General features: G+C 72.6%; 20 protein-coding genes and 1 pseudogene. 7 read left to right on the top strand and 14 right to left on the bottom strand.

Features of this window, described 5'->3' with window-relative positions:
• The first annotated feature begins 54 nt into the window (after positions 1–54).
• Positions 55–411, top strand: a complete 357-nt coding sequence (locus AB0J04_RS26465; protein ID WP_363171037.1) for an ATP-binding protein — start codon at positions 55–57, stop codon at positions 409–411.
• Positions 412–509: 98 nt separating this feature from the next.
• Here AB0J04_RS26465 and AB0J04_RS26460 read toward each other — a convergent pair whose 3' ends face one another.
• The 6 genes from AB0J04_RS26460 to AB0J04_RS26435 form a co-directional block, all read right to left on the bottom strand.
• A complete protein-coding gene (locus AB0J04_RS26460) occupies positions 510–713 on the bottom strand; it encodes a PspC domain-containing protein (RefSeq protein ID WP_190150823.1) in 204 nt (67 codons plus the stop codon).
• 125 nt (positions 714–838) lie between these two features.
• Positions 839–1,390, bottom strand: coding sequence for a VanZ family protein (locus tag AB0J04_RS26455; protein WP_363171066.1), 552 nt, complete (start codon positions 1,388–1,390; stop codon positions 839–841).
• A 172-nt stretch (positions 1,391–1,562) separates the two neighbouring features.
• The gene (locus tag AB0J04_RS26450) at positions 1,563–2,189 is read right to left on the bottom strand and encodes a hypothetical protein (RefSeq protein ID WP_363171065.1); all 627 of its coding nucleotides are present in this window, start codon (positions 2,187–2,189) and stop codon (positions 1,563–1,565) included.
• A 2-nt stretch (positions 2,190–2,191) separates the two neighbouring features.
• A complete protein-coding gene (locus AB0J04_RS26445) occupies positions 2,192–3,769 on the bottom strand; it encodes a HAMP domain-containing sensor histidine kinase (protein ID WP_363171036.1) in 1,578 nt (525 codons plus the stop codon).
• Positions 3,766–4,443 (bottom strand): two-component system response regulator AfsQ1, encoded by a 678-nt coding sequence (gene afsQ1 / locus AB0J04_RS26440; protein WP_351908791.1) that lies wholly within the window; start codon positions 4,441–4,443, stop codon positions 3,766–3,768. The genes AB0J04_RS26445 and afsQ1 overlap by 4 nt, the downstream gene beginning before the upstream one ends.
• A 37-nt stretch (positions 4,444–4,480) precedes the next feature.
• Positions 4,481–5,512 carry a class I SAM-dependent methyltransferase gene (locus AB0J04_RS26435; protein ID WP_363171064.1) on the bottom strand — a complete coding sequence of 344 codons (1,032 nt, stop codon included), beginning with the start codon at positions 5,510–5,512 and terminating at the stop codon, positions 4,481–4,483.
• Between the two features lie 485 nt (positions 5,513–5,997).
• Between AB0J04_RS26435 and AB0J04_RS26430 the strand changes: the two genes are divergently transcribed.
• Positions 5,998–6,762: a SigE family RNA polymerase sigma factor gene (locus AB0J04_RS26430; protein ID WP_363171035.1), complete on the top strand. Its 765-nt coding sequence runs from the start codon at positions 5,998–6,000 to the stop codon at positions 6,760–6,762.
• A 356-nt stretch (positions 6,763–7,118) separates the two neighbouring features.
• Here the strand turns inward: AB0J04_RS26430 and AB0J04_RS26425 are convergent, their stop codons facing one another.
• Complete coding sequence (locus tag AB0J04_RS26425; protein ID WP_363171034.1) at positions 7,119–7,826, bottom strand: uridine kinase; 708 nt, start codon at positions 7,824–7,826, stop codon at positions 7,119–7,121.
• Positions 7,827–7,884: 58 nt separating this feature from the next.
• Here AB0J04_RS26425 and AB0J04_RS26420 point away from each other — a divergent pair, with 58 nt between their 5' ends.
• A complete protein-coding gene (locus AB0J04_RS26420; RefSeq protein ID WP_363171033.1) occupies positions 7,885–8,292 on the top strand; it encodes a hypothetical protein in 408 nt (135 codons plus the stop codon).
• An 80-nt stretch (positions 8,293–8,372) separates the two neighbouring features.
• On the opposite strand, the gene AB0J04_RS26415 is transcribed toward AB0J04_RS26420, so the two are convergent.
• From AB0J04_RS26415 to deoC, 3 genes are read right to left on the bottom strand one after another with little or no spacing between them, the layout of a single operon-like run.
• Entirely contained in the window at positions 8,373–9,260 is an 888-nt protein-coding gene (locus AB0J04_RS26415) for an aldehyde dehydrogenase family protein (protein WP_363171032.1), read from the bottom strand.
• The gene (locus tag AB0J04_RS26410) at positions 9,253–10,689 is read right to left on the bottom strand and encodes an aldehyde dehydrogenase family protein (protein WP_363171031.1); all 1,437 of its coding nucleotides are present in this window, start codon (positions 10,687–10,689) and stop codon (positions 9,253–9,255) included. Before AB0J04_RS26410 ends, AB0J04_RS26415 begins: the two co-directional genes overlap by 8 nt.
• Before the next feature lie 5 nt (positions 10,690–10,694).
• Positions 10,695–11,660 (bottom strand): deoxyribose-phosphate aldolase, encoded by a 966-nt coding sequence (gene deoC, locus AB0J04_RS26405; protein WP_363171063.1) that lies wholly within the window; start codon positions 11,658–11,660, stop codon positions 10,695–10,697.
• A 147-nt stretch (positions 11,661–11,807) separates the two neighbouring features.
• Between deoC and AB0J04_RS26400 the strand changes: the two genes are divergently transcribed.
• Positions 11,808–12,530, top strand: a complete 723-nt coding sequence (locus AB0J04_RS26400) for a PH domain-containing protein (protein WP_363171030.1) — start codon at positions 11,808–11,810, stop codon at positions 12,528–12,530.
• A 133-nt stretch (positions 12,531–12,663) separates the two neighbouring features.
• Positions 12,664–14,346 (top strand): hypothetical protein, encoded by a 1,683-nt coding sequence (locus tag AB0J04_RS26395; RefSeq protein ID WP_363171029.1) that lies wholly within the window; start codon positions 12,664–12,666, stop codon positions 14,344–14,346.
• 205 nt (positions 14,347–14,551) lie between these two features.
• On the opposite strand, the gene AB0J04_RS26390 is transcribed toward AB0J04_RS26395, so the two are convergent.
• The 4 genes from AB0J04_RS26390 to AB0J04_RS26375 all read right to left on the bottom strand — a co-directional run bounded on the left by AB0J04_RS26390 (position 14,552) and on the right by AB0J04_RS26375 (position 17,954).
• Positions 14,552–16,183: a phospho-sugar mutase gene (locus AB0J04_RS26390; RefSeq protein ID WP_363171028.1), complete on the bottom strand. Its 1,632-nt coding sequence runs from the start codon at positions 16,181–16,183 to the stop codon at positions 14,552–14,554.
• Positions 16,184–16,255: 72 nt separating this feature from the next.
• Positions 16,256–17,080 (bottom strand): purine-nucleoside phosphorylase, encoded by an 825-nt coding sequence (locus AB0J04_RS26385; protein ID WP_363171027.1) that lies wholly within the window; start codon positions 17,078–17,080, stop codon positions 16,256–16,258.
• A 107-nt stretch (positions 17,081–17,187) separates the two neighbouring features.
• A complete protein-coding gene (locus AB0J04_RS26380) occupies positions 17,188–17,466 on the bottom strand; it encodes a hypothetical protein (protein ID WP_363171026.1) in 279 nt (92 codons plus the stop codon).
• A gap of 50 nt (positions 17,467–17,516) precedes the next feature.
• Positions 17,517–17,954 (bottom strand): gamma-glutamylcyclotransferase, encoded by a 438-nt coding sequence (locus AB0J04_RS26375; protein ID WP_351908833.1) that lies wholly within the window; start codon positions 17,952–17,954, stop codon positions 17,517–17,519.
• Between the two features lie 95 nt (positions 17,955–18,049).
• Here AB0J04_RS26375 and AB0J04_RS26370 point away from each other — a divergent pair, with 95 nt between their 5' ends.
• Entirely contained in the window at positions 18,050–19,498 is a 1,449-nt protein-coding gene (locus AB0J04_RS26370) for an NAD(P)H-quinone dehydrogenase (RefSeq protein ID WP_363171025.1), read from the top strand.
• Between the two features lie 236 nt (positions 19,499–19,734).
• Positions 19,735–20,661: pseudogene (locus tag AB0J04_RS26365) on the top strand (DeoR/GlpR family DNA-binding transcription regulator); the annotation flags it as partial.
• Between the last annotated feature and the right edge of the window lie 73 nt (positions 20,662–20,734).

Below are 20,734 nucleotides of genomic sequence, written 5' to 3'. Positions count from 1 at the left end.
TTTACGGTCGAGAACCGCTCTGTTCCCCGTATCCCATTCGAGGACGCATTTATCATGAAGCAGTCTGCTGCCAAGACCCTCGGTGTCGCCGCTCTCGGTGCCGCCTTCGCCGCCGTCGGTGCGGGCGCCGCGAACGCCGCCCCCGCCGTTCCCGACGCCACGCAGGCCCTGGACGGCATCACCAAGACGCTGCCGACGGAGACCGTGGCCCAGGTGCTGCCCGGCGCCGCCGGCCAGGCCCTGACGCAGGCCCAGCCGGCCCTCGGCGCCGGCCTGGCCGCCGCCCAGCCGGTCGCCGAGAAGCTGCTCGCCGGGAGCCCGACCGCGCCCGTCGCAGGGCTGCTCGGCGGTCTGCCGCTGCAGGGCCTGCCCACCCACGGCCTGCCGATCAACGGCATCCCGCTGGGCTGAGCGGCGCGGCACGCGTCACGCACCACGCCGTTGGGGCGCACCCGAAAAGCACCGGGTGCGCCCCAACGGCGTTGTCGTGGACGGCCGTCACCAGGCCGTCACCAGGCCGTGCGGGCCGCCTTGTCCTCCGAGGGGAGCAGCACCCACAGCGCTATGTAGAGCAGGAACTGCGGGCCGGGCAGCAGACACGAGAGCAGGAAGATCACGCGCATCGTGGTCGCGGAGGTGCCGAAGCGCCGGGCCAGCGCGGCGCACACTCCGCCGATCATGCGGCCGTTGGTGGGGCGGGCGAGGCTGGACATCTGCGGCTCCTTCGTGAGCGATGGGCCCCCGCTCGAGCGAAGTCGAGAGTGGGGGAGGAGCGGCCCCTGCGGCCGTCCTCCATCTGCCTTCAACGCTACGGAGACGAAGGGGACGAAGCGTCGCTCTACGGGGCGATACCGACCCTGGGAATCCTCGGGGTCCGACCCTGAGCCGTCTCCTCCTGACGGACCGCGGCAGGCTCCCGGAGCTCGTCCCTGCGGCGCAGCCACGCGCGGACCGCCGGCACCACCGCGACGTGCGCGAGGGCCACCCCCACCGTGTTCAGCAGCATCGAGTCGACGTCCACGACCTGACCGGGCACCCCGGTCTGCAGCAGCTCGATGCCCAGCGACAGCAGCGCGCCCGCCGTCACCGTACGGATCAGGGAGGCGAGCGGCGAGACCCGGAGCCGGCCGTGCACCAGCGGCAGCAGGACGCCCAGCGGGGCGAGCAGCCCCAGCCCCGCGCCGATCCGCCGGGCCGCCACGGGCCAGCCCAGCCGCAGATCGGCGCGGATCCCGTCGAACGGATGGAGGTTGGCGGGCATCACCCAGGGAACGTTCAGAGGGCGCAGCGTGACCCAGGCGACGAACACGAGGTGGGCGGCCAGGAGGAGAATCCCGGTCGCGCGGATGCGGATCGCGGCGCTGCCGCCGATGGAGCCTTGACGCTGCACGCCCCCCAAGACGCGCCCCTCGGCACGATCGGTTCCGGCGCACCCGCCGCGACCGGCGGACGTCCACGGTCCGGCCCGCCCGCCACTGCCCCTCGGCAGACGGTGACCTGCGACGACGACCCGCGCCGGGCACGCCATGAGGCGTCCGACACACGAGCTTCGGCGGAGCGGCTCAGCCGCCGTCCGTGACCGCCGACGACGGGGGTTCCGTGCTGCCGGGGCGGGCGCGGACCTCGTCGGTGCACTCGTAGCGGCGCAGCGGATCGGAGCCGGGCCCGCCCAGCACCACCGAGCCGTCGCCCTCGGCCGCCGCCGAGTCGGAGAACGTGCAGACGACCTGGGCGAGGGCGAACGAGGTCAGGTCCCCGGGCGAGGTGCTCAGCCGCAGCGCGTCGTCCGGGTCCCGCGGGCGCGGCCCGCTCACCGACATCCCGCCGCGCACGTCCGTCGTGTACCCGGCCTCCTTCTCGGCGGCCGACGGCGACTCGGCGAGCTGGTCGAGCAGACCCTGCGCCACCAGCACCCGCCGCTCGGAGTCCGGCGTGCCGTCCGGCACCCGCACGGACCGGTCCACGGCCACCAGCGACGAACCGCACAGCAGGAACACCTGCACCGGCACGCCCGCGCGGGCGGCCTGCGAGGTGACGTCCGGCTCGGTGAGCGAGCAGCGCACCCGGGAGGGCGCGGGCCCGAAGTCGGTCGGCACCTCGGTGGCCCGGATGCCGCAGCCGCCCAGCAGACCGGCCAGGCCGGCCAGCACGGGCACGGCGAGCAGCCGTCGTACGGCTGCACGGCCCATGGTCACGATGCGTCCCCCTTGTCCGGCACGGCCGTCCTGCCCTGCTCGCCGCTCTGTTCCGCCAGCTCGGAGGCGTCCCGGGGCAGCCGCAGGGTGAACACCGCGCCGCCCTCCGGGGAGTTGGCGGCGGTGATCTCGCCGCCGTGGATGTGGGCGTTCTCCACGGCGATGGACAGGCCGAGCCCGCTGCCCTCGGAGCGCGGCCGGGAGGCGCTCGCCTTGTAGAACCGGTCGAAGACGTGCGGCAGCACCTCCTCGGGGATGCCGGGCCCGTGGTCGCGCACGGCGATGACGACCGAGTCGTCCGCCTCGGACACCGACACCCGTACCGGCGCCCCGCCGTGCTTGAGGGCGTTGCCGATCAGGTTGGCGAGGATGACGTCGAGCCGGCGCGGGTCGAGCAGGGCGTGGATGCCGCGCGCGGCGTCCAGGTCGACCGAGTCCAGCCAGGCGCGCGCGTCCATGCAGTGGGTGATCTGGTCGGCGACGTCGACGTCGTCCAGGACCAGCCGCGCGGTGCCCGCGTCGAAGCGGGTGACCTCCATCAGGTTCTCGACGAGGTCGTTCAGCCGGCGCGTCTCGCTCACCACGAGCCGCACCGCGGGCTCGATCATCGGGTCGATGCTGCCCGACTCGGCGTCCAGCTCCTCCTCCAGCACCTCCGCGACGGTGGTGATGGCGGTGAGCGGGGTGCGCAGCTCGTGCGACATGTCGGCGACGAACCGGCGCGAGGCGTTGTCGCGGGCGGCCATGTCGTCGACCCGCTTCTCCAGCGCCTCGGCCGTCCGGTTGAACGTCCGTGACAGATCGGCGAGTTCGTCGGTCCCGGAGACCCGCAGCCGGGTGTCGAGCTTCCCCTCGCCGAGCCGCCGCGCCGCGACCCCCAGCCGGTGCACCGGCTTCAGGACGGTCGTGGCGGCGGCCTGCGCGAGCAGCGCGGCGCCGATCAGCGCGAGGGCGGTGGCGATCCCCAGCGACCAGGCCAGCGAGTTGAGGTCCTTGGCCTCCGGCTCCAGCGACTTGCGCATGTACCCGGTCGGCCCGCCCCCGATCACCTTCGTCCCGGCCACCAGATACGGCGTCCCGTGGTCCACGACCCGCTGCCAGTACAGGTGGTAGGGCGACTTGTTGCCGCCGGTGACGTCCTGCTCCTTGTTGACGGCCGTCCGCAGCGACTTGGGCACGTCGTCCAGCGAGAACCCGTTCAGCCCGCCCGAGTTGCCGTACACGGTCATGCCGGTCGAGTCCGAGCCCACCAGCAGCACGCTGAAGCGCTGGCTGCTGTTGGCCATCTGCCCGGCGGTGTGCTGGAGCTCGTCCTGCGAGGGATGCTCGGGCAGCGAACCCGCCCGGTTCTGCATCTCCTGCTCGAAGTCCCGCAGCACCGCGCCCTGGGTACGGGTGAGCACCGCCTCGCGGTTGAGCCAGTACGCGATGCCGGACGCGGACACGGCGGCCGTCAGCGCCACCGCCCCGAACACGACCACGAGCCGCAGCCGCAGGCTGGTGAGCCGCAGCCCCGACAGTCTTCCCTTGCGCACCGCGGACCAGCCGCGGAGCCCCCCTCCGGCCTCCGTCACTGAGGGGCGTCCAGGCGGTAGCCCACACCACGCACGGTACGGATCAGCACCGGGGACGACGGAACGTCCTCCACCTTGGCCCGCAGCCGCTGGACGCACGCGTCCACCAGCCGCGAGTCGCCCAGGTAGTCGTGCTCCCACACCAGCCGCAGCAACTGCTGCCGGGACAGCGCCTGCCCCGGCCGCCGGCTCAGTTCGAGCAGCAGCCGCAGCTCGGTCGGGGTCAGCTGGAGATCCTCGCCGTTCTTCGTCACCGTCATCGCGGCACGGTCGATGACGAGGCTGCCGAAGCTCGCCGAGTCGTTCGACTCGCGCTCGCCGCGCCGCAGCACGGCCCGGATGCGGGCGTCCAGCACCCGCCCCTGCACAGGTTTGACGACGTAGTCGTCGGCGCCGGACTCCAGCCCGACGACCACGTCGATGTCATCGCTGCGGGCGGTGAGGAGAATGATCGGCAGCTGGTCGGTGCGCCGGATGCGCCGGCACACCTCGAAACCGTCGATGCCGGGCAGCATGACGTCCAGCACGATCAGATCCGGCCGTTGCTCGCGCAGCAGCTTCAGACCGTCCTCACCGCTCGCAGCGGTCGCCACCCGGTGCCCCTGGCGCGTCAGTGAGAGCTCCAGGGCCGTACGGATGGCGTCGTCGTCCTCGATCAGCAACAGGGAAGGCACGGGCTCATTCTGGCCCATGAGGGGCCTGTCGTTCGACCTATGGGGCAGGGCTCAGGCGCCAGAGGGAGGTGGTTTGCGCGGCACGGGCCGCGAACAAGGGGTCGGAGACGTCTTTCGAACGCGTGTGCCTGGGTCGTACATCGATCCGACCCGCAACCCGCAGACCTGCGGTTTCGACGAGCCCGAGCAGTTCGTCACGGGTCCGCAGACCGAGCTGCTCGGCCAGGTCCGACAGCACCAGCCAGCCCTCGCCGCCCGGCCGCAGGTGCTCCACGAGACCTCCCAGGAACCCTCGCAGCATCCTGCCTTCCTCGTCGTAGACCCCCAGTTCGATCTCCGACGTCGGCCGCCCGGGCAGCCACGGGGGATTGCAGACGACGAGTTCGGCCCGGCCGCCGCGATCCGGATACAGACACGGGCCGGTCACCTCGATCCGTCCGTCCAGGCCCAGCCGGCGGGCGTTGTCCGTGGCGCAGGCCAGCGCGCGCGGACCGGCGTCCGTGCCGACGACCCGGCCGACGCCCCGGCGGGCCAGCACCGCCGCGAGGACGCCGGTACCGGTGCCCAGGTCGAACGCCGTGGCCACAGCGGGATTCCGCAGGACCACCGGCGGCAGGGGAGCCTGCGCCACGAGGTCGACGTACTCGCTCCTGGTCGGCGCGAAGACGCCGTAGTGGGGGTGGATGCGGGCGCCCAGCGCCGGGACCTCGACGCCCTTCAGCCGCCACTGGTGGGCGCCGATCACCCCCAGCAGCTCCCGCAGCGGGACCAGGCGCGGGTCGGCGGGTGGTCCGTAGGCCGCGTCGCAGGCCTCTCGGACGTCGGGGGCCCGGCGCAGGGCGACCGTGTGCTCGGCGGTCAGTTCGACCAGCAGCCGGTCCAGGACGCGGGCGCGGTGGGCCCGGGAGCGCCGGTGGCGGCGGTAGGCCTCCGCGGGGTCGGGGGAGGCGGGACCGCCGCCGATCCGGCGGTCCATCGCCCGCAGCAACTGGCGGGCGCCCTGGAAGTCGCCCCGCCACAGCAGGGACGTGCCCTCGCGGGCGAGGCGGTGGGCGGTGGCGGTGCGCATCCGGTCGTCGGCGTCGACGACGTTCTCGGGTGTGGCCGGGGCGGGGTGGGACTCCACGTGCGTACTCCTCGTGGTTGTGAATGCCAGGACACGAAGGGCACTTCGACGAAGGACGAGGAGGAGCGGCGCGCACGGATCGAGCAGGCCCGACCGGCGCCGGACGCCGCTGCGGGCGGGGCGTGTGAGGTCGGGAGGAAGGGTGGCCGCTACCGCGTCCGCGTCGAAGCGCGGAGGCGGGAGTCGAACAGCACCATGCCGGGAATCGCCATGCCGAGAGTCATCCCGGCAGCGTCCCACGGTGACCTGCGAGGACCAAGTCGACGGACGTACTGCCGACGGCTGTGAACGATCTGTGGTCCCACGATGACAGGCCCCTGTGACAGGTCTGTGACAGTCGGCGGACACGGCGATGAAGTGGCCCGGGCAATCTTTTGGTCACGGGGCAAGAGACCGAACACCGGCAAGTCCACGACGGGGGGCGCGAGATGAACACGCTGCACGGTATGAGCACCAGCGCAGTGATCACGCGCCTGCACGACGTGAACCGGGGTTCCGAGAAGTCCGGTGCCGTGAGCGGGCGGGGGTGCGCTCGCGGCGCCGGGCGTCAGCACACCGGGTACATGACGGTGGTTGACGCTCGCACGGGGGAACAGCCCGCGGCGGTCGCCGCTGTGGGCACTGCCGGGGGAGCCGCGTACGGGGAGGACACGGGGGAGCGTCGCTCGCTGACGGAGGCGGAGTTCACCGCCTACGTCCAGGAGCGCCGCGCCTCCCTGTACGCAACCGCCTATCACCTCACCGGTGACCGCTTCGAGGCCGAGGACCTGCTGCAGAGCGCGCTGTTCTCGACGTACCGGGCGTGGGACCGGATCAGTGACAAGGCCGCGGTCGGCGGATACCTCCGCCGCACCATGACGAACCTGCACATCAGCGCGTGGCGCCGCCGCAAGCTGAACGAGTACCCGACCGAGGAGCTGCCGGAGACGCCCGGCGACACGGACGCGATGCGCGGCACCGAACTGCGCGCGGTCCTGTGGCAGGCGCTGGCCCGGCTGCCCGAACTCCAGCGGACGATGCTGGTCCTGCGCTACTACGAGGGCCGCACCGACCCGGAGATCGCGGAGATCCTCGACATCAGTGTCGGCACGGTGAAGTCCAGCATCTGGCGGTCGCTCCGCCGGCTGCGCGAGGACGAGGTCCTCAGCTTCGGCCGTGACGAGGAAGACGCCTTCGGGGAGCTTGTCGCCTGAAGGTGAACGGGGGAAACAGGGGAAAATAGGGGAAAACAGGGGGGCGGTATCCGGGGGCCCGACGGGGGACGTCAGGGGAGCGGTACCGCGCAGTACAGGGGAAGCACCACCCGGGGGGACACGGGGGAGCACGGGGGAGCACGGGGGAGCGGGACTGGAGGGCCGGGGGGTCCGTCCAGTCCCGCTTTTTTTGTACCCGGGACCTGCCCTGAGCAGGTCCTGAGCACGTCCTGAGCAGGTCGGGCGAAATCCGCTGCGGTTCGGCAGCGCCCTGAAGGGGCGTGGGGAACCGCGCGACCAGCCGCGACGGTGTCGCAGACGGTCGACGGCACAGCGCGGCGCTTCCGGCGGAGCGCTTACGCGGCCGTGCGTGCCGTCGAGGTCTGTCGGCCCGCCGCCGCGGCGGCCAGCCGGCCCATCGCCTCGTCACGGTCGCAGGCGTACGCGCCGAGCGCGGTCTGGCGGGCCACGATGGAGCGTTCGGCGCGCATCAGCCGCCAGCCCCGGCGCAGCAGGAAGGACACCGACTTGCGGCCCTCCTTCAGATCGCGCAGGAAACGGCGGCGGAAGGTCTTCACCGGGCCGCGGCTCAGACACAGCGCGTCGGCCAGGACGCCCAGCTCCCGGCAGCGGTTGACGATCTCGGCGGCGAAGATGCCCTCCGCGATGAACAGCGGGGTCCGCCCGATGTCGACCGCCTCCTCGCCGGTGCGGGCGCTGAGCGAGATGTCGTACACGGGAACGTTCGTCCGGCCCGTGCCGCACAGCTCCACGATCGCGGCGACGGCCGTGTCCGCGTCCCACGAGTCGGGGTGGTCCCAGTCGATGTCGGAACTCCCGGCGACCTGCGGCAGCGTCGGGTCGTCGCCCTCTTTGTAGAAGTCGTCGAGCCGCAGCACCGGGAGGCCGGAGCGGGCGGCGAGCAGGGACTTGCCGGAGCCGGAAGGGCCGCAGAGCAGCACGACTCGCGTCGGTATGGGCGGTTGGGAGGTCACGGGACACCAGTGTGGGGCATGCCCCCGCCCGTCAACGACCCCGCGGGTCGGCTTTGATGCGCGCGTCACACCTCAACTACCCTTCGTGTCGACCCGATCACCTTGCGCACCAGAAGGCGGCATCGCGATGGCCCGACACGACTCCCCCGAGACCTCCACCGGCCGGCGCGCCCTCGCCGCCCTCGCGACCGCCTCAGTGGCGCTGGGGGCGGGCGCCGGCAGTGCCGCCGCGGCCACCGGAGAGCCCGTCCTCGACGTGATGCGGACGCGCCCCACGTCGATCGGGCAGATCGACCCGCAGGCGGGCGTGCAGGGCGCGCTCGGCTCCCTGACGTACGTCACCGGCGCGGTCTCCGGTCTGAAGCCCAACCCCCTCGCGGGCACCGGCGTCGACCCCCTCGACAACGGCGTCGGCACCCAGCTCGCCGACTTCCGGCCGATCACCTCCCAGATGCTGACCGGGCCGGTGGCGCAGGCGCAGTCGATCGGCTCGATCCCGGTACTGGGCGAGGCGACGAAGCTGCTGGGCGGCTGACTGCTTTTTCATGGACGGAAGCCGCGTCGCCCCCGGACGGAGGGACGACGCGGCTTCCGCGACTCGGGGCCGGACAGGCCCTAGTACGCCGAGCCCGACGCGCCCAGCGAGCCCGTCGGGTGCCAGACCGTCTTCGTCTCCAGGAAGGCCGTCATGCGGTCCGTGCCCGGAGTCGCCGACCAGTCGTCCACAGGCTGTGGACGAAGGACGCGCTTCAGGTTGTCGGCCGCCGCGATCTCCAGCTCCTTGGCCAGCGCCTCGTCGGCGCCGGCCAGGTCGATCGCGTTGACGTCCTGGTGCGCGGCCAGGGACGTCGCGATCTCCGCCGTACGGCCGGAGAGGACGTTGACGACTCCGCCGGGGACGTCGGAGGTGGCCAGCACCTCGGCGAGGGAGAGCGCGGGCAGCGGGGACTTCTCGCTCGCGATCACGATCGCCGTGTTGCCCGTGGCGATCACCGGGGCGAGGACGCTCACCAGGCCCAGGAACGACGACTCCTGGGGGGCCAGGACCGCGACCACGCCCGTGGGCTCGGGGGAGGAGAGGTTGAAGTACGGGCCCGCGACCGGGTTTCCGCCGCCCACGACCTGGGCGATCTTGTCGGTCCAGCCCGCGTACCAGACCCAGCGGTCGATCGTCGCGTCCACCTGCAGAGCGGCCTTGGACTTCGACAGGCCCTCGGCGTCGGCGACCTCACGGGTGAACTGGTCCCGGCGGCCCTCCAGCATCTCCGCGACGCGGTAGAGGACCTGGCCGCGGTTGTACGCCGTGGCCCCGGCCCAGCCGCCGAACGCCTTGCGGGCGGCGACGACCGCGTCACGGGCGTCCTTGCGGGAGGACTGCGGCGCGTTGGCCAGCCACTTGCCCTTCGAGTCCGTCACCTCGTACACCCGGCCGCTCTCGGAACGCGGGAACTTGCCCCCGACGTACAGCTTGTAGGTCTTCAGCACAGTCAAGCGATCAGACATCGAGGTACGCCTCCAGGCCGTGACGGCCGCCCTCGCGGCCGAAGCCCGACTCCTTGTAACCGCCGAACGGCGACGTCGGGTCGAACTTGTTGAACGTGTTGGACCAGACGACACCGGCACGCAGCTTGTTCGCGACCGCGAGGATGCGCGAGCCCTTCTCCGTCCAGATGCCCGCCGACAGGCCGTACGGCGTGTTGTTGGCCTTGGCCACCGCCTCGTCCGGCGTGCGGAAGGTGAGGACCGACAGGACCGGGCCGAAGATCTCGTCGCGGGCGACCTTGTGGGCCTGGGTGACGTTGGTGAACAGCGTCGGCGCGAACCAGTAACCGGCGGTGGGCAGTTCGCAGGCCGGCGACCAGCGCTCGGCGCCCTCCGCCTCGCCCTGCTCGACGAGCGAGGTGATCCGGGAGAGCTGCTCCTCGGAGTTGATCGCGCCGATGTCCGTGTTCTTGTCGAGCGGGTCGCCGAGGCGGAGCGTCGACAGCCTGCGCTTCAGCGAGTCCAGCAGCTCGTCCTGGATCGACTCCTGGACGAGGAGCCGGGAGCCCGCGCAGCAGACCTGCCCCTGGTTGAAGAAGATCCCGTTGACGATCCCCTCCACCGCCTGGTCGATCGGCGCGTCGTCGAAGACGATGTTGGCGCCCTTGCCGCCCAGTTCGAGGGTGAGCTTCTTGCGGCTGCCCGCGACCGTGCGCGCGATCTCCTTGCCGACTGCCGTGGAGCCGGTGAAGGCGACCTTGTCGACGTCCGGGTGCGCGACCAGCGCGGCACCCGTGTCGCCGTAGCCGGGGAGGATGTTGACGACGCCCTTGGGCAGGCCCGCCTGACGGCAGACGTCCGCGAAGAACAGCGCCGACAGAGGGGTCGTCTCGGCGGGCTTGAGCACGACCGTGTTGCCGGTGGCGAGCGCCGGGGCGATCTTCCACGCCAGCATCAGCAGCGGGAAGTTCCAGGGGATGACCTGGCCCGCGACGCCCAGCGGTTTCGGCGAGGCGCCGAAACCGGCGTGGTCGAGCTTGTCGGCCCAGCCCGCGTAGTAGAAGAAGTGCGCGGCGACCAGGGGGAGGTCGGCGTCGCGCGTCTCCTTGATCGGCTTGCCGTTGTCCAGGGTCTCGAGGACGGCGAGCTCGCGGCTGCGCTCCTGGATGATGCGGGCGATGCGGAAGAGGTACTTCGCGCGCTCGGAGCCCGGCAGCTCGGACCACTTCTCGAAGGCCTTGCGGGCGGCCTTCACCGCGCGGTCCACGTCCTCGGCGCCGGCCTGGGCGATCTCCGACAGCACTTCCTCCGTGCTGGGGCTGACCGTCTTGAAGACCTTGCCGTCGGCCGCCTCGACGAACTCGCCGTCGATGAACAGGCCGTAGGAGGGGGCGATGTCGACGACCGAGCGGGACTCGGGCGCCGGTGCGTATTCGAATACCGAAGCCATGGTGATCAGTCCACCGTCACGTAGTCGGGGCCGGAGTAGCGGCCGGTGGCCAGCTTCTGACGCTGCATCAGCAGGTCGTTCAGCAGCGAGGAGGCGCCGAAGCGGAACCAGTGGTTGTCCAGCCAGTCCTCGCCCGCGGTCTCGTTCACCAGGACGAGGAACTTGATCGCGTCCTTGGTGGTGCGGATGCCGCCGGCGGGCTTCACCCCGACCTGGACGCCGGTCTGCCGCCGGAAGTCGCGTACGGCCTCCAGCATGAGCAGGGTGTTGGCGGGGGTGGCGTTGACGGCGACCTTGCCGGTGGAGGTCTTGATGAAGTCCGCCCCGGCCAGCATGCCGAGCCAGCTCGCCCGTCGGATGTTGTCGTACGTCGACAGCTCGCCCGTCTCGAAGATGACCTTGAGGCGGGCCGCCCCGGAGGCCTCCTTCACGGCGACGATCTCGTCGTACACCTTCATGTACCTGCCCGCGAGGAACGCCCCGCGGTCGATGACCATGTCGATCTCGTCCGCGCCGGCGGCGACCGCGTCGCGCACGTCGGCCAGCTTCACGGGGAGGGCGGCACGGCCGGCCGGGAAGGCGGTGGCGACCGAGGCGACCTTGACGCCGGAGCCCGCGACGGCCTCCTTGGCGACGGCCACCATGTCGGGATAGACGCAGACCGCGGCCGTGCTGGGGGTCGTCCGGTCGGTCGGGTCGGGGCGGACCGCCTTCGCGCCGAGCGCCCGGACCTTGCCCGGGGTGTCCGCGCCTTCCAGCGTCGTCAGATCGACCATCGAGATGGCGAGGTCGATGGCGTACGCCTTCGCGGTCGTCTTGATGGAACGGGTGCCGAGCGCGGCGGCGCGCGCCTCCAGGCCGACCGTGTCGACGCCGGGCAGCCCGTGGAGGAAGCGGCGCAGCGAGGTGTCGGACGAGGTCACGTCCGTGAGTGCCTGTGCTGCCGTGGGTGCAGGTGCATTGGTGGGCATGGTCACCAGACGAGCATATCTACGCGCGTAGCGGGTGTACACCCCCGGAAGTCGTTCAGGGGGTACCGCGGGAGGCGCCGCGGGAGGTCGACGCGCGCGCGGGCTCCGCGTGGGAGCGGGCCGCGGCCGTCGGGCAGAATCGGGGCCATGACGAGCCCGGAAGAGCAGGAACCAGCGCGACGGCCCTCGGAGCCGGTCGAGACCAAGGACCGGATCTACCGGTCGCCCGCGGGCATCGCCGGTGGCGTGCTGCTGCTGGGGCTGGTCGGCTGGCTGGGCATCGACGCGATCGTCGCGGGCGAGGGACGCACGCCCTGGCTGGCGCTGGCGGCGCTGATCCTGGCCGTGCCGCTGACCGTCGCCTTCACCCTGCGGCCCGCGGTGTACGCGGGCGAGGACCGGCTGCGGGTGCGCAATCCGTTCCGGGTGATCGTGCTGCCCTGGGGGCAGGTCGCCTCACTGCGGTCCGGCTACTCCAACGAGGTCGTCGCCGCGTCGGGCAAGAAGTTCCAGCTGTGGTCCGTCCCCGTCTCGCTGCGGGCGCGGAAGCGCGCGACCCGCCAGGAGACCCGCGCGCGGGCCGAGCAGGCCGCACAGCGCGACGGCCGGACCGCCTCCCGGAGCGGCGACGGGTTCGGCGCGCTCGGCGGATTCGGCGGCGGCGGACGGTCGCGCGCCGGCCGTGCCGGGTCGGACGGGCCCGCGCGGGCCGAGACCGACCGGGTCATGGACGAGCTCCGGAAGCTGTGGGAGGCGCACGAGAAGGACGAGAGCGCCCAGGGCGAGGTGACCGTGCGCTGGGCCTGGGAGATCCTCGGACCGGCGGTGGCCGGTGCCGTGGTGCTGGGGATCCTGCTGGCCGTGGGGTAGTGGGTCGGTCCACAGGGCGAACGGGGCATGATCGGGCGGGGGCTTCCCCGGCCACAGGTTCGTCCGTCATCATCGGCGCTCGCCCCGGTCGCCGTGCCGGCCTTCCTGCCGGGGTATGTGCGTGGGGGGAGCGATGAGTACGAATTCCGGTGGGGTGCTGCGGCTGCCCGGTTCGGCGATACCGGACGGCTGCCCGTCCTGGGACGGTGAGCGGGCGGGGCGTTGGACGCGGGCGCTGCCCCCGGCCTGGGTGCCCGTGCGGGCGCGGTTCTCGGTCTCCGCGGCGCTGTCGCTGCTGGCCGTGCCCGGCGCCGGTCTGCTGAGCGCGAACGCCGCGCTGCCCGCGTGGGGCGCGGCCCTGCTCGCCCTGCACCTCGTGTGGCTGGTGCTGCGGCCCGAGGCGGCCGCGGTCCTCGCGCCCGCCGCCCTCGTCGTGGTGCTGGCGCTCGGCGACCTGCACCGGGGCCTGCGGCTGGGCCTCGCGGCCGTGTTCGTGGGCGTCTGGGCGACCGTCTGGCTGCGGCTCGTCGCGCGCAGGCGGCAGCGGGCGGAGGGCCTCGCGGCCGCCGGTGGCGTGACCGCGGTGGTGTCCGGGGCCATGTTCGGACGGGCGGAACGCGGCACGTTCCTGCTGTGGTCCGGGCTCGTCACGGTCGTCGCCGGCGGGGTGCTCTACGCGAGTGCCGACCTCTGGGGCGGTGCCGACGACCGGCAGGCGACCCCGGGGGCCGCGTGGGGCCTCGCCGGGCTCGGCCTCACCCTGCTGGTCTCCGGGGCCCTGGGCCGCCGCCGGGCGCTCGCCCTGCGCGGGGCGCCCGTCCCGGTGCTGCGCGTGCTGCTGCGCGAGAACAGCGACGTCGACACCGAGGTCTTCGCCGCCGACGACATCGCCGCCCTGCGCCCCCTGTTCACGGTCGCCACCTCCGAGCTCGACGACTCGGCGGACGACGACGAGGACGACGAGGGCGAGGACGAGGACGGTGACGACGACGATGACGACGACGAGCTTCGGGAACTGATCGAGCGGCTCGACGCCGGGCTCGCCGGGCCGTTGCGGGAGGGCGTGATGTACGGCGTCCCCTACGACGGCGCCGAGATCGTGTTCGTCGCCGCCTCGGACGAGGCCGGTGAGCCGCCCGTGGTGGAGGCGTCCGTGGGGCCCGTGCGGCCGATGACGGCGGGCGCGATCCGGCGGAGGGTCCGGGAGGAGAAGAGCAGGGCCGGTCACGAGGCGCATGACGAGGCGTTGCGCCGGGCCGCCGCCACGGCCGTCGCGGAGGAGGCCGGCCCGGGGGCTCCGGTGGAGGTCCGGCGGTGGCGTGCGGGGTGGGCCGACCGGTTCGCCGCCGTGGTGGGGGTGCTGTATGCCGTGACCGTCTGGGAGTCCGGTTGGTGGGGGCTCGTCTACGGCCTCGCGCTGACCCTGCTCGCGGCCCTGCTGCTGCCGCGCCGGCTCGCCTGGCGGATCACCGCCGACCGCGAGGGCCTGTGGTTCAACGGCTTCCGGGAGACCCGGCACATCGCCTGGGACCACCTCCGGGTCGTCAGGTGCGAGGGTTTCCAGCTGCGGATCGACAGCCGCAGGGCATCCTTCGACGAGTGGACGGTGGCCTCGCCGCGCTGGCGGTGGCTGGAGCGCAGGCTCGGCAGGCCGCACCCGTACGAGCGGACGGCCGCCGAGATCACCGCGATGTGGCGGGACCCGGCGCTGCGGCCGGTCGGCGTGGGGGACGAGCGGCAGCGCGGGCGGGTGCTGTGGCCGCTCGGGGTCGTCATCGGCGCGGTCGGCGCGGCGGCGGTGTTCCTCATGGCGTGACGGCTCGCGATGGCGTGACGGCTCGCGAGGTGCGGGCGCCGGGTCTCCCGTGCGGGGAGCCCGGCGCGGCTGGGCCGGTCGTTTGGATCAGACCGCAGGAAAGTGACGGCGCCTTCGGGCCGACCTGTGCGTGCCGGACCCCGCGTCTGGGAGCAGTGCGCGTTGCTCCGCGCCGAGCAGGGCACCCCAGGCGCAGGAGACCTGCTCAGATGCCCGCGGCCGCCGACAGGTCCCGCTTGATCGCCGCGAGCAGGACGTCGGCGGTGGCGCGGGCCTCCGGCAGAGCGGAGTGCTCGGCCACGGGGACGACCACCTCCAGGTAGCACTTCAGCTTCGGCTCGGTACCGCTGGGCCGGACGATGACCCGGGCGCCGTCGAGGGTGTAGCGCAGGCCGTCGGTGGGCGGGAGCGTGTCGGTGCCCTGGGTGAGGTCCTCGGCGCGCGTGACGGCGAGCCCCGCGAGGGAGCCGGGCGGACGCTCGCGCAGCCGGCGCATGGCGTCGGCGATGACCGACAGGTCCTCCACCCGCACCGAGAGCTGGTCGGTGGCGTGCAGCCCGTGCTCCACGGCGAGGTCGTCGAGCAGGTCGAGGAGGGTGCGGCCCGTCTCCTTCAGCTCGGAGGCCAGCTCCGTGACGAGCAGCGCGGCGGTGATGCCGTCCTTGTCGCGGACGCCCTCGGGGTCCACGCAGTAGCCGAGGGCCTCCTCGTAGCCGTAGCGCAGGCCGTCCACGCGGGCGATCCACTTGAAGCCGGTGAGGGTCTCCTCGTAGGGCAGCCCGGCCTTCTCGGCGATCCGGCCGAGGAGCGAGGAGGAGACGATCGACTCGGCGAGGACGCCGGTGGCCCCGCGCCGCACGAGATGGGCGGCGAGCAGCGAGCCGACCTCGTCGCCCCGCAGCATCCGCCAGTCCTCGCCGTCCGGGACGGCCACGGCGCAGCGGTCGGCGTCCGGGTCGTTGGCGATGATCAGGTCGGGGCGGGTCTCGCGGGCCGTCGCGAAGGCCAGCTCCATGGCCCCCGGCTCCTCCGGGTTGGGGAAGGAGACGGTCGGGAAGTCCGGGTCGGGCTCGGCCTGCTCGGCGACGAGGACCGGCGCCGGGAAGCCCGCGCGGGCGAAGGCGGCGAGCAGGACGTCCTTGCCGACGCCGTGCATCGCCGTGTAGACGGTCCGGGCGGTGCGGGGGGAGCCCTGGGCGAGGACGGCGTCGGTGCGGGCCAGATAGGCGTCGAGGACGGCGTCGTCGAGGATCTCCCAGCCGGTCTTTGGGCGGGGCACGTCGGCCAGGGAGACGATCGCGTCGATCTCGGCCGCGATCTCGGCGTCGGCGGGCGGCACGATCTGCGAACCGTCGCCCAGGTAGACCTTGTAGCCGTTGTCGCGGGGCGGGTTGTGGCTGGCGGTGACCTCGACCCCGGCGACCGCGCCGAGATGCCTTATGGCGTACGCCAGGACGGGGGTCGGCAGCGGGCGTGGGAGCACGGCGGCCCGCAGCCCCGCGCCCGTCATCACGGCGGCGGTGTCGCGGGCGAAGTCGGCGGACTTGTGACGGGCGTCGTAGCCGATCACGACGAGCCCGCCGCGCTGCCCCTCGGCGTCGAGGTACGCGGCGAGACCGGCGGCCGCCCGGATGACGACGGAACGGTTCATCCGCATCGGCCCGGCGCCCAGCTCGCCCCGCAGCCCGGCGGTGCCGAACTGCAGCGTGCCGCCGAACCGCACGGCGAGCTCACCCACGTCCCCGGCCTCGATGAGCTTCGCCAGCTCGGCGCGGGTCTCGGGATCGGGATCCTCCGCGAGCCAGGCGCCGGCTCGGGCGAGGAGATCGTCGTGCACGGGGGTCAACCTCCGGTAGACGTGGTTTTTCAGGAGCGGGCGTCCAGGAGGCGGCGCCCCCTGGTGGGTCGCCTACAGCCGTCCCAGCACCTGGGTGAGCAGCGACCCCATCCGGGTCGCCGAGTCGCGCCCCGCCTGAAGTACTTCCTCGTGGTTCAGCGGCTCACCCGTCATACCGGCGGCGAGGTTGGTGACGAGGGAGATGCCCAGCACCTCGGCGCCGGCCTCACGCGCGGCGATCGCCTCCAGCACCGTGGACATGCCCACCAGGTCCGCCCCGATGACACGGGCCATCCGGATCTCGGCGGGCGTCTCGTAGTGCGGGCCGGGGAACTGGGCGTAGACGCCCTCCTCCAGCGAGTCGTCGATCTCCTTGCAGAGCGCGCGCAGCCGCGGCGAGTACAGGTCCGTCAGGTCGACGAAGTTCGCGCCGACGACGGGGGACGTCGCCGTGAGGTTGATGTGGTCGCTGATCAGCACCGGCTGGCCGGGGCGCATGCCCTCGCGCAGGCCGCCGCAGCCGTTGGTCAGCACGATCGTCTTGCAGCCGGCCGCCACCGCCGTACGGACGCCGTGGGCGACGGCGGCGACGCCGCGGCCCTCGTAGTAGTGGGTGCGGCCCAGGAAGACCAGCGCCCGCTTCTCGCCGATCTTGTACGAGCGGACCTTGCCCCCGTGCCCCTCGACCGCGGGCGGCGGGAAACCGGGCAGCTCGGTGACCTCGAACTCGGCGTCGGGAGCGCCGAGGGCGTCCACGGCCGGCGCCCAGCCGGAGCCCATCACGAGGGCGACGTCGTGGGTCTCGGCGCCGGTCAGTTCGCGCAGGCGCGCGGCCGCGGCGTCGGCGGCGGCGTGGGGGTCGCCCTGGATGTCGTCCGGGAGAAGAGATGCGTTCACGCGACTGAGGGTAGCCGGTTCGGGCCTACGCGCGTAGATGACAGAGCCCACCGGAAGGCGATCGTTGTCTTGTCGTTTCCAACGAGGGGAGCGCGATCGGAGGACGGTCAGGCGTCCGTGATCAGGATGTCCTCGTCGCTGAAGACCTCGACGATGAAGATCAGCAGGCGACCGCGGCTGACCGTGTACTCCACGAGGACGTTCTGGGTGAGGCGGATCGTGCGGTCGTCGCCGGTGGACCCTATGGGCCGTGACACGGAAGGGAACGGGTCTCGGGCCAACAGGGCGATGCCCTTGTCGAACGCGGTGCGCTGCCGGTCGTCGAGCCGGTCGCGGGCCTCGGCGGCCTGCACCGTGCAAAAGACTTCGTAGGCAGCCCGCGACATGCGCTCTCCCGTTGGTACGCAGATGCCTCGAGTCTATGGAGCAGACCCTTTCAGCAGGGTCGTTTCCGCAGCTCCATCACGTAATCGTGTGGCGCGCCCGCGGATTCCGCCGCGTCGGCGATCTCGCCGAGGTAGCGGGCCGACGGGAGGCCGCCCTCGTAGCCGTCGAGGACGTACATCCACGCGGACTCCGTCCCGTCCAGCGTGTGGACCTGGACCCGGGCGCGCCGGTAGATGCCGAGGCCGACGCCCTCCCAGCGGTCCAGGGAGTCCTCGTCCATGGGGGCGACGTCGTACAGCGCGACGAAGACCTGCGCGGCGGGGTCCTCCACGACCATGGCCAGCGCGCCCTCCCAGCCCAGCTGCTCCCCGCCGAAGGTCAGCCGCCAGCCGTTCAGCCAGCCGGTGGCGCGCAGCGGCGAGTGGGGAGCACGGCGGGTCATCAGCCGCGCGTCGAGGTTGCCGGCGTACGCGGCGTAGAGCGACATGTAGAGGAGAGTACGGCAGCCCGCGCGCGTCACTCCCGTAACAGTGCGGCCTCGCCCCGCCCCCGGGGCGGTGTCACCGTCGGCCGTGCGGGAGAATGGAGTACGTGACTCGGATCGTGATCATCGGTGGCGGACCCGGCGGCTATGAGGCGGCCCTGGTGGCCGCGCAGCTCGGCGCGGAGGTGACCGTCGTCGACTGCGACGGTCTGGGCGGAGCGTCGGTGCTGACCGACTGCGTGCCGTCGAAGACCCTGATCGCCACGGCAGAGGTGATGACCACCTTCGACTCGTCGTACGAGGAACTGGGCATCATCGTCGCCGACGACACCCCCGCGCTGGAGCAGGCGGCCCGGGTCGTCGGGGTCGACCTCGGCAAGGTCAACCGGCGGGTGAAGCGCCTCGCGCTCGCCCAGTCGCACGACATCACCGCCTCCGTCACCCGGGCGGGCGCCCGCGTGCTGCGCGGCCGCGGCCGGCTGGAGGGCATGCAGGCCCTGGACGGCTCTCGCAAGGTCGTCGTCACGGCCGCGGACGGCACCGAGGAGACCCTCGTCGCCGACGCCGTCCTGCTCGCCACCGGCGCCCACCCGCGCGAGCTGCCGGACGCCCAGCCCGACGGCGAGCGCATCCTGAACTGGACCCAGGTCTACGACCTCGCCGAGCTCCCCGAGGAGCTCATCGTGGTCGGCTCCGGTGTGACCGGCGCGGAGTTCGCCGGCGCCTACCAGGCCCTCGGCTCCAAGGTCACCCTGGTCTCCTCCCGCGACCGCGTGCTGCCCGGCGAGGACCCGGACGCCGCCGCCGTCCTGGAGGACGTCTTCCGCCGCCGCGGCATGAACGTCATGGCCCGCTCGCGCGCCGAGTCCGCCAAGCGGGTCGGCGACCGGGTCGAGGTGACGCTGTCCGACGGCCGGGTCATCTCCGGCTCGCACTGTCTGATGGCGGTCGGCGCCATCCCCAACAGCGAGGGCATGGGGCTGGAGGAGGCGGGCGTGCGGGTCCGCGAGTCCGGCCACATCTGGACCGACAAGGTCTCCCGCACCACCGCCCCCGGCGTCTACGCGGCCGGTGACGTGACGGGCGTCTTCGCCCTGGCCTCCGTCGCCGCCATGCAGGGCCGGATCGCCATGTACCACTTCCTCGGCGACGCGGTGGCCCCGCTCAACCTGAAGACCGTCTCCTCCAACGTCTTCACCGACCCCGAGATCGCCACCGTCGGCTACAGCCAGGCCGACGTCGACGGCGGCAAGATCGACGCGCGCGTCGTCAAGCTGCCGCTGCTGCGCAACCCGCGCGCCAAGATGCAGGGCATCCGGGACGGCTTCGTCAAGATCTTCTGCCGGCCCGGCACGGGCATCGTCGTCGGCGGTGTGGTCGTGTCGCCGCGCGCCTCGGAACTGATCCACCCCATCTCGATCGCCGTCGACAACAATCTGACGGTCGAACAGATCGCGAACGCGTTCACCGTGTACCCGTCCCTTTCGGGGTCGATCGCGGAGGTCGCGCGACAGCTGCACACGCGCAAGGCGGCGGGCGAGGCCTGACGGCCCGGCGCGGGACGGTTTCGACTCCCCGCCGGGCGCGGGGAGTTGACGGCCGGTTGACGACGTGTCGCGGACGAGTTGACGGCGCGTCATTTTCGGAAGTGGGCCCTATACCACCTCCCGTCCCCCTGTGCGAACAACTTCTACTATTCGGCGCAAAGAGCTGAAAGCAGACGGTCGTCCGCGTTACTGTCAGTTTCGTGTTCGCTGCAGAACGTCGTCAATTGATCCTCGAAATGGTGCGAGCGAACGGGGCCGTGTCGCTCCGTGAACTCGCCCGCGTCGTCCAGACCTCCGAAGTGACCGTGCGGCGGGACGTGCGCGCACTGGAGGCAGAAGGACTCCTCGACCGCCGGCATGGCGGTGCGGTATTGCCGGGCGGGTTCACGCGAGAGTCCGGCTTTCCGCAGAAATCCCATCTCGCGACCGCCGAAAAAACCGCCATCGCGGACCTCGCCGCCAACTTCGTCGAAGAAGGCGAGGCCATTGTGGTCGGGGCGGGAACCACGACACAGGAGCTGGCCCGCCGGCTCGCCCGGGTGCCCGGACTGACCGTCGTCACCAATTCCCTTCTGGTGGCCCAGGCATTGGCCCATGCAAACCGGGTCGAGGTCGTGATGACCGGCGGCACCCTGCGCGGTTCCAACTACGCCCTCGTCGGAAGCGGCGCCGAGCAGTCCCTCCAGGGGCTCAGAGTGTCGCGGGCCTTCCTCTCCGGGAGCGGACTGACCGCAGAGCGCGGGCTGTCCACGTCCAACATGCTGTCGGCGTCCGTGGACCGGGCGCTGGTGCAGGCGGCCGCCGAGGTCGTCGTCCTCGCCGACCACACCAAGCTCGGCACCGACACCATGTTCCAGACCGTGCCCACGGACCTCATCACCCGCCTGGTCACCGACGAGCCGCCCGCGCACGACGACCGTGCCGCCACCGAACTCCAGGCCCTGGCCGACCAGGGGGTGCAGATCGCCGTGGCCGGGGCGGCGGGAAGCCAGGGGGGTGACGCGGTCCCGGCACGCCACCAGCAACAGCAGCGTCGGGACGTGCCGCTGCCCGCCCCGCGCCGGGGGCAGCTGCCGGGCGCGGGTGCGCTGCGCGCGGCTTCGGCGCTGGGTGAGGCGGCCCCTGGCGGGGAGCGGGCCAGGGTCGCGGACCTGGGCCGGCGGTTTAGGGGCGGGGCCCCCCCGCCCAGGGGGGGGTGCCCCCTGACCCCCGGCGGCCCGGGACGGGGCGCGTCCA

This window comes from Streptomyces sp. NPDC050263, from assembly GCF_040655955.1.
Taxonomy (GTDB): Bacteria; Actinomycetota; Actinomycetes; order Streptomycetales; family Streptomycetaceae; genus Streptomyces.
This window is presented reverse-complemented; position numbering and strand designations above follow the sequence as displayed.

Bases quoted from the DNA above. Each gene is read 5' to 3' on its own strand.
- AB0J04_RS26435 (WP_363171064.1), bottom strand. From the start codon at position 5,512: ATGCGCACCGCCACCGCCCACCGCCTCGCCCGCGAGGGCACGTCCCTG.
- AB0J04_RS26420 (WP_363171033.1), top strand. From the start codon at position 7,885: ATGGCCCGACACGACTCCCCCGAGACCTCCACCGGCCGGCGCGCCCTC.
- AB0J04_RS26395 (WP_363171029.1), top strand. From the start codon at position 12,664: ATGAGTACGAATTCCGGTGGGGTGCTGCGGCTGCCCGGTTCGGCGATA.
- AB0J04_RS26400 (WP_363171030.1), top strand. From the start codon at position 11,808: ATGACGAGCCCGGAAGAGCAGGAACCAGCGCGACGGCCCTCGGAGCCG.
- AB0J04_RS26430 (WP_363171035.1), top strand. From the start codon at position 5,998: ATGAACACGCTGCACGGTATGAGCACCAGCGCAGTGATCACGCGCCTG.
- deoC (WP_363171063.1), bottom strand. From the start codon at position 11,660: ATGCCCACCAATGCACCTGCACCCACGGCAGCACAGGCACTCACGGAC.
- AB0J04_RS26410 (WP_363171031.1), bottom strand. From the start codon at position 10,689: ATGGCTTCGGTATTCGAATACGCACCGGCGCCCGAGTCCCGCTCGGTC.
- AB0J04_RS26450 (WP_363171065.1), bottom strand. From the start codon at position 2,189: ATGGGCCGTGCAGCCGTACGACGGCTGCTCGCCGTGCCCGTGCTGGCC.
- AB0J04_RS26415 (WP_363171032.1), bottom strand. From the start codon at position 9,260: ATGTCTGATCGCTTGACTGTGCTGAAGACCTACAAGCTGTACGTCGGG.
- AB0J04_RS26380 (WP_363171026.1), bottom strand. From the start codon at position 17,466: ATGTCGCGGGCTGCCTACGAAGTCTTTTGCACGGTGCAGGCCGCCGAG.
- AB0J04_RS26460 (WP_190150823.1), bottom strand. From the start codon at position 713: ATGTCCAGCCTCGCCCGCCCCACCAACGGCCGCATGATCGGCGGAGTG.
- AB0J04_RS26375 (WP_351908833.1), bottom strand. From the start codon at position 17,954: ATGTCGCTCTACGCCGCGTACGCCGGCAACCTCGACGCGCGGCTGATG.
- AB0J04_RS26465 (WP_363171037.1), top strand. From the start codon at position 55: ATGAAGCAGTCTGCTGCCAAGACCCTCGGTGTCGCCGCTCTCGGTGCC.
- AB0J04_RS26370 (WP_363171025.1), top strand. From the start codon at position 18,050: ATGGAGTACGTGACTCGGATCGTGATCATCGGTGGCGGACCCGGCGGC.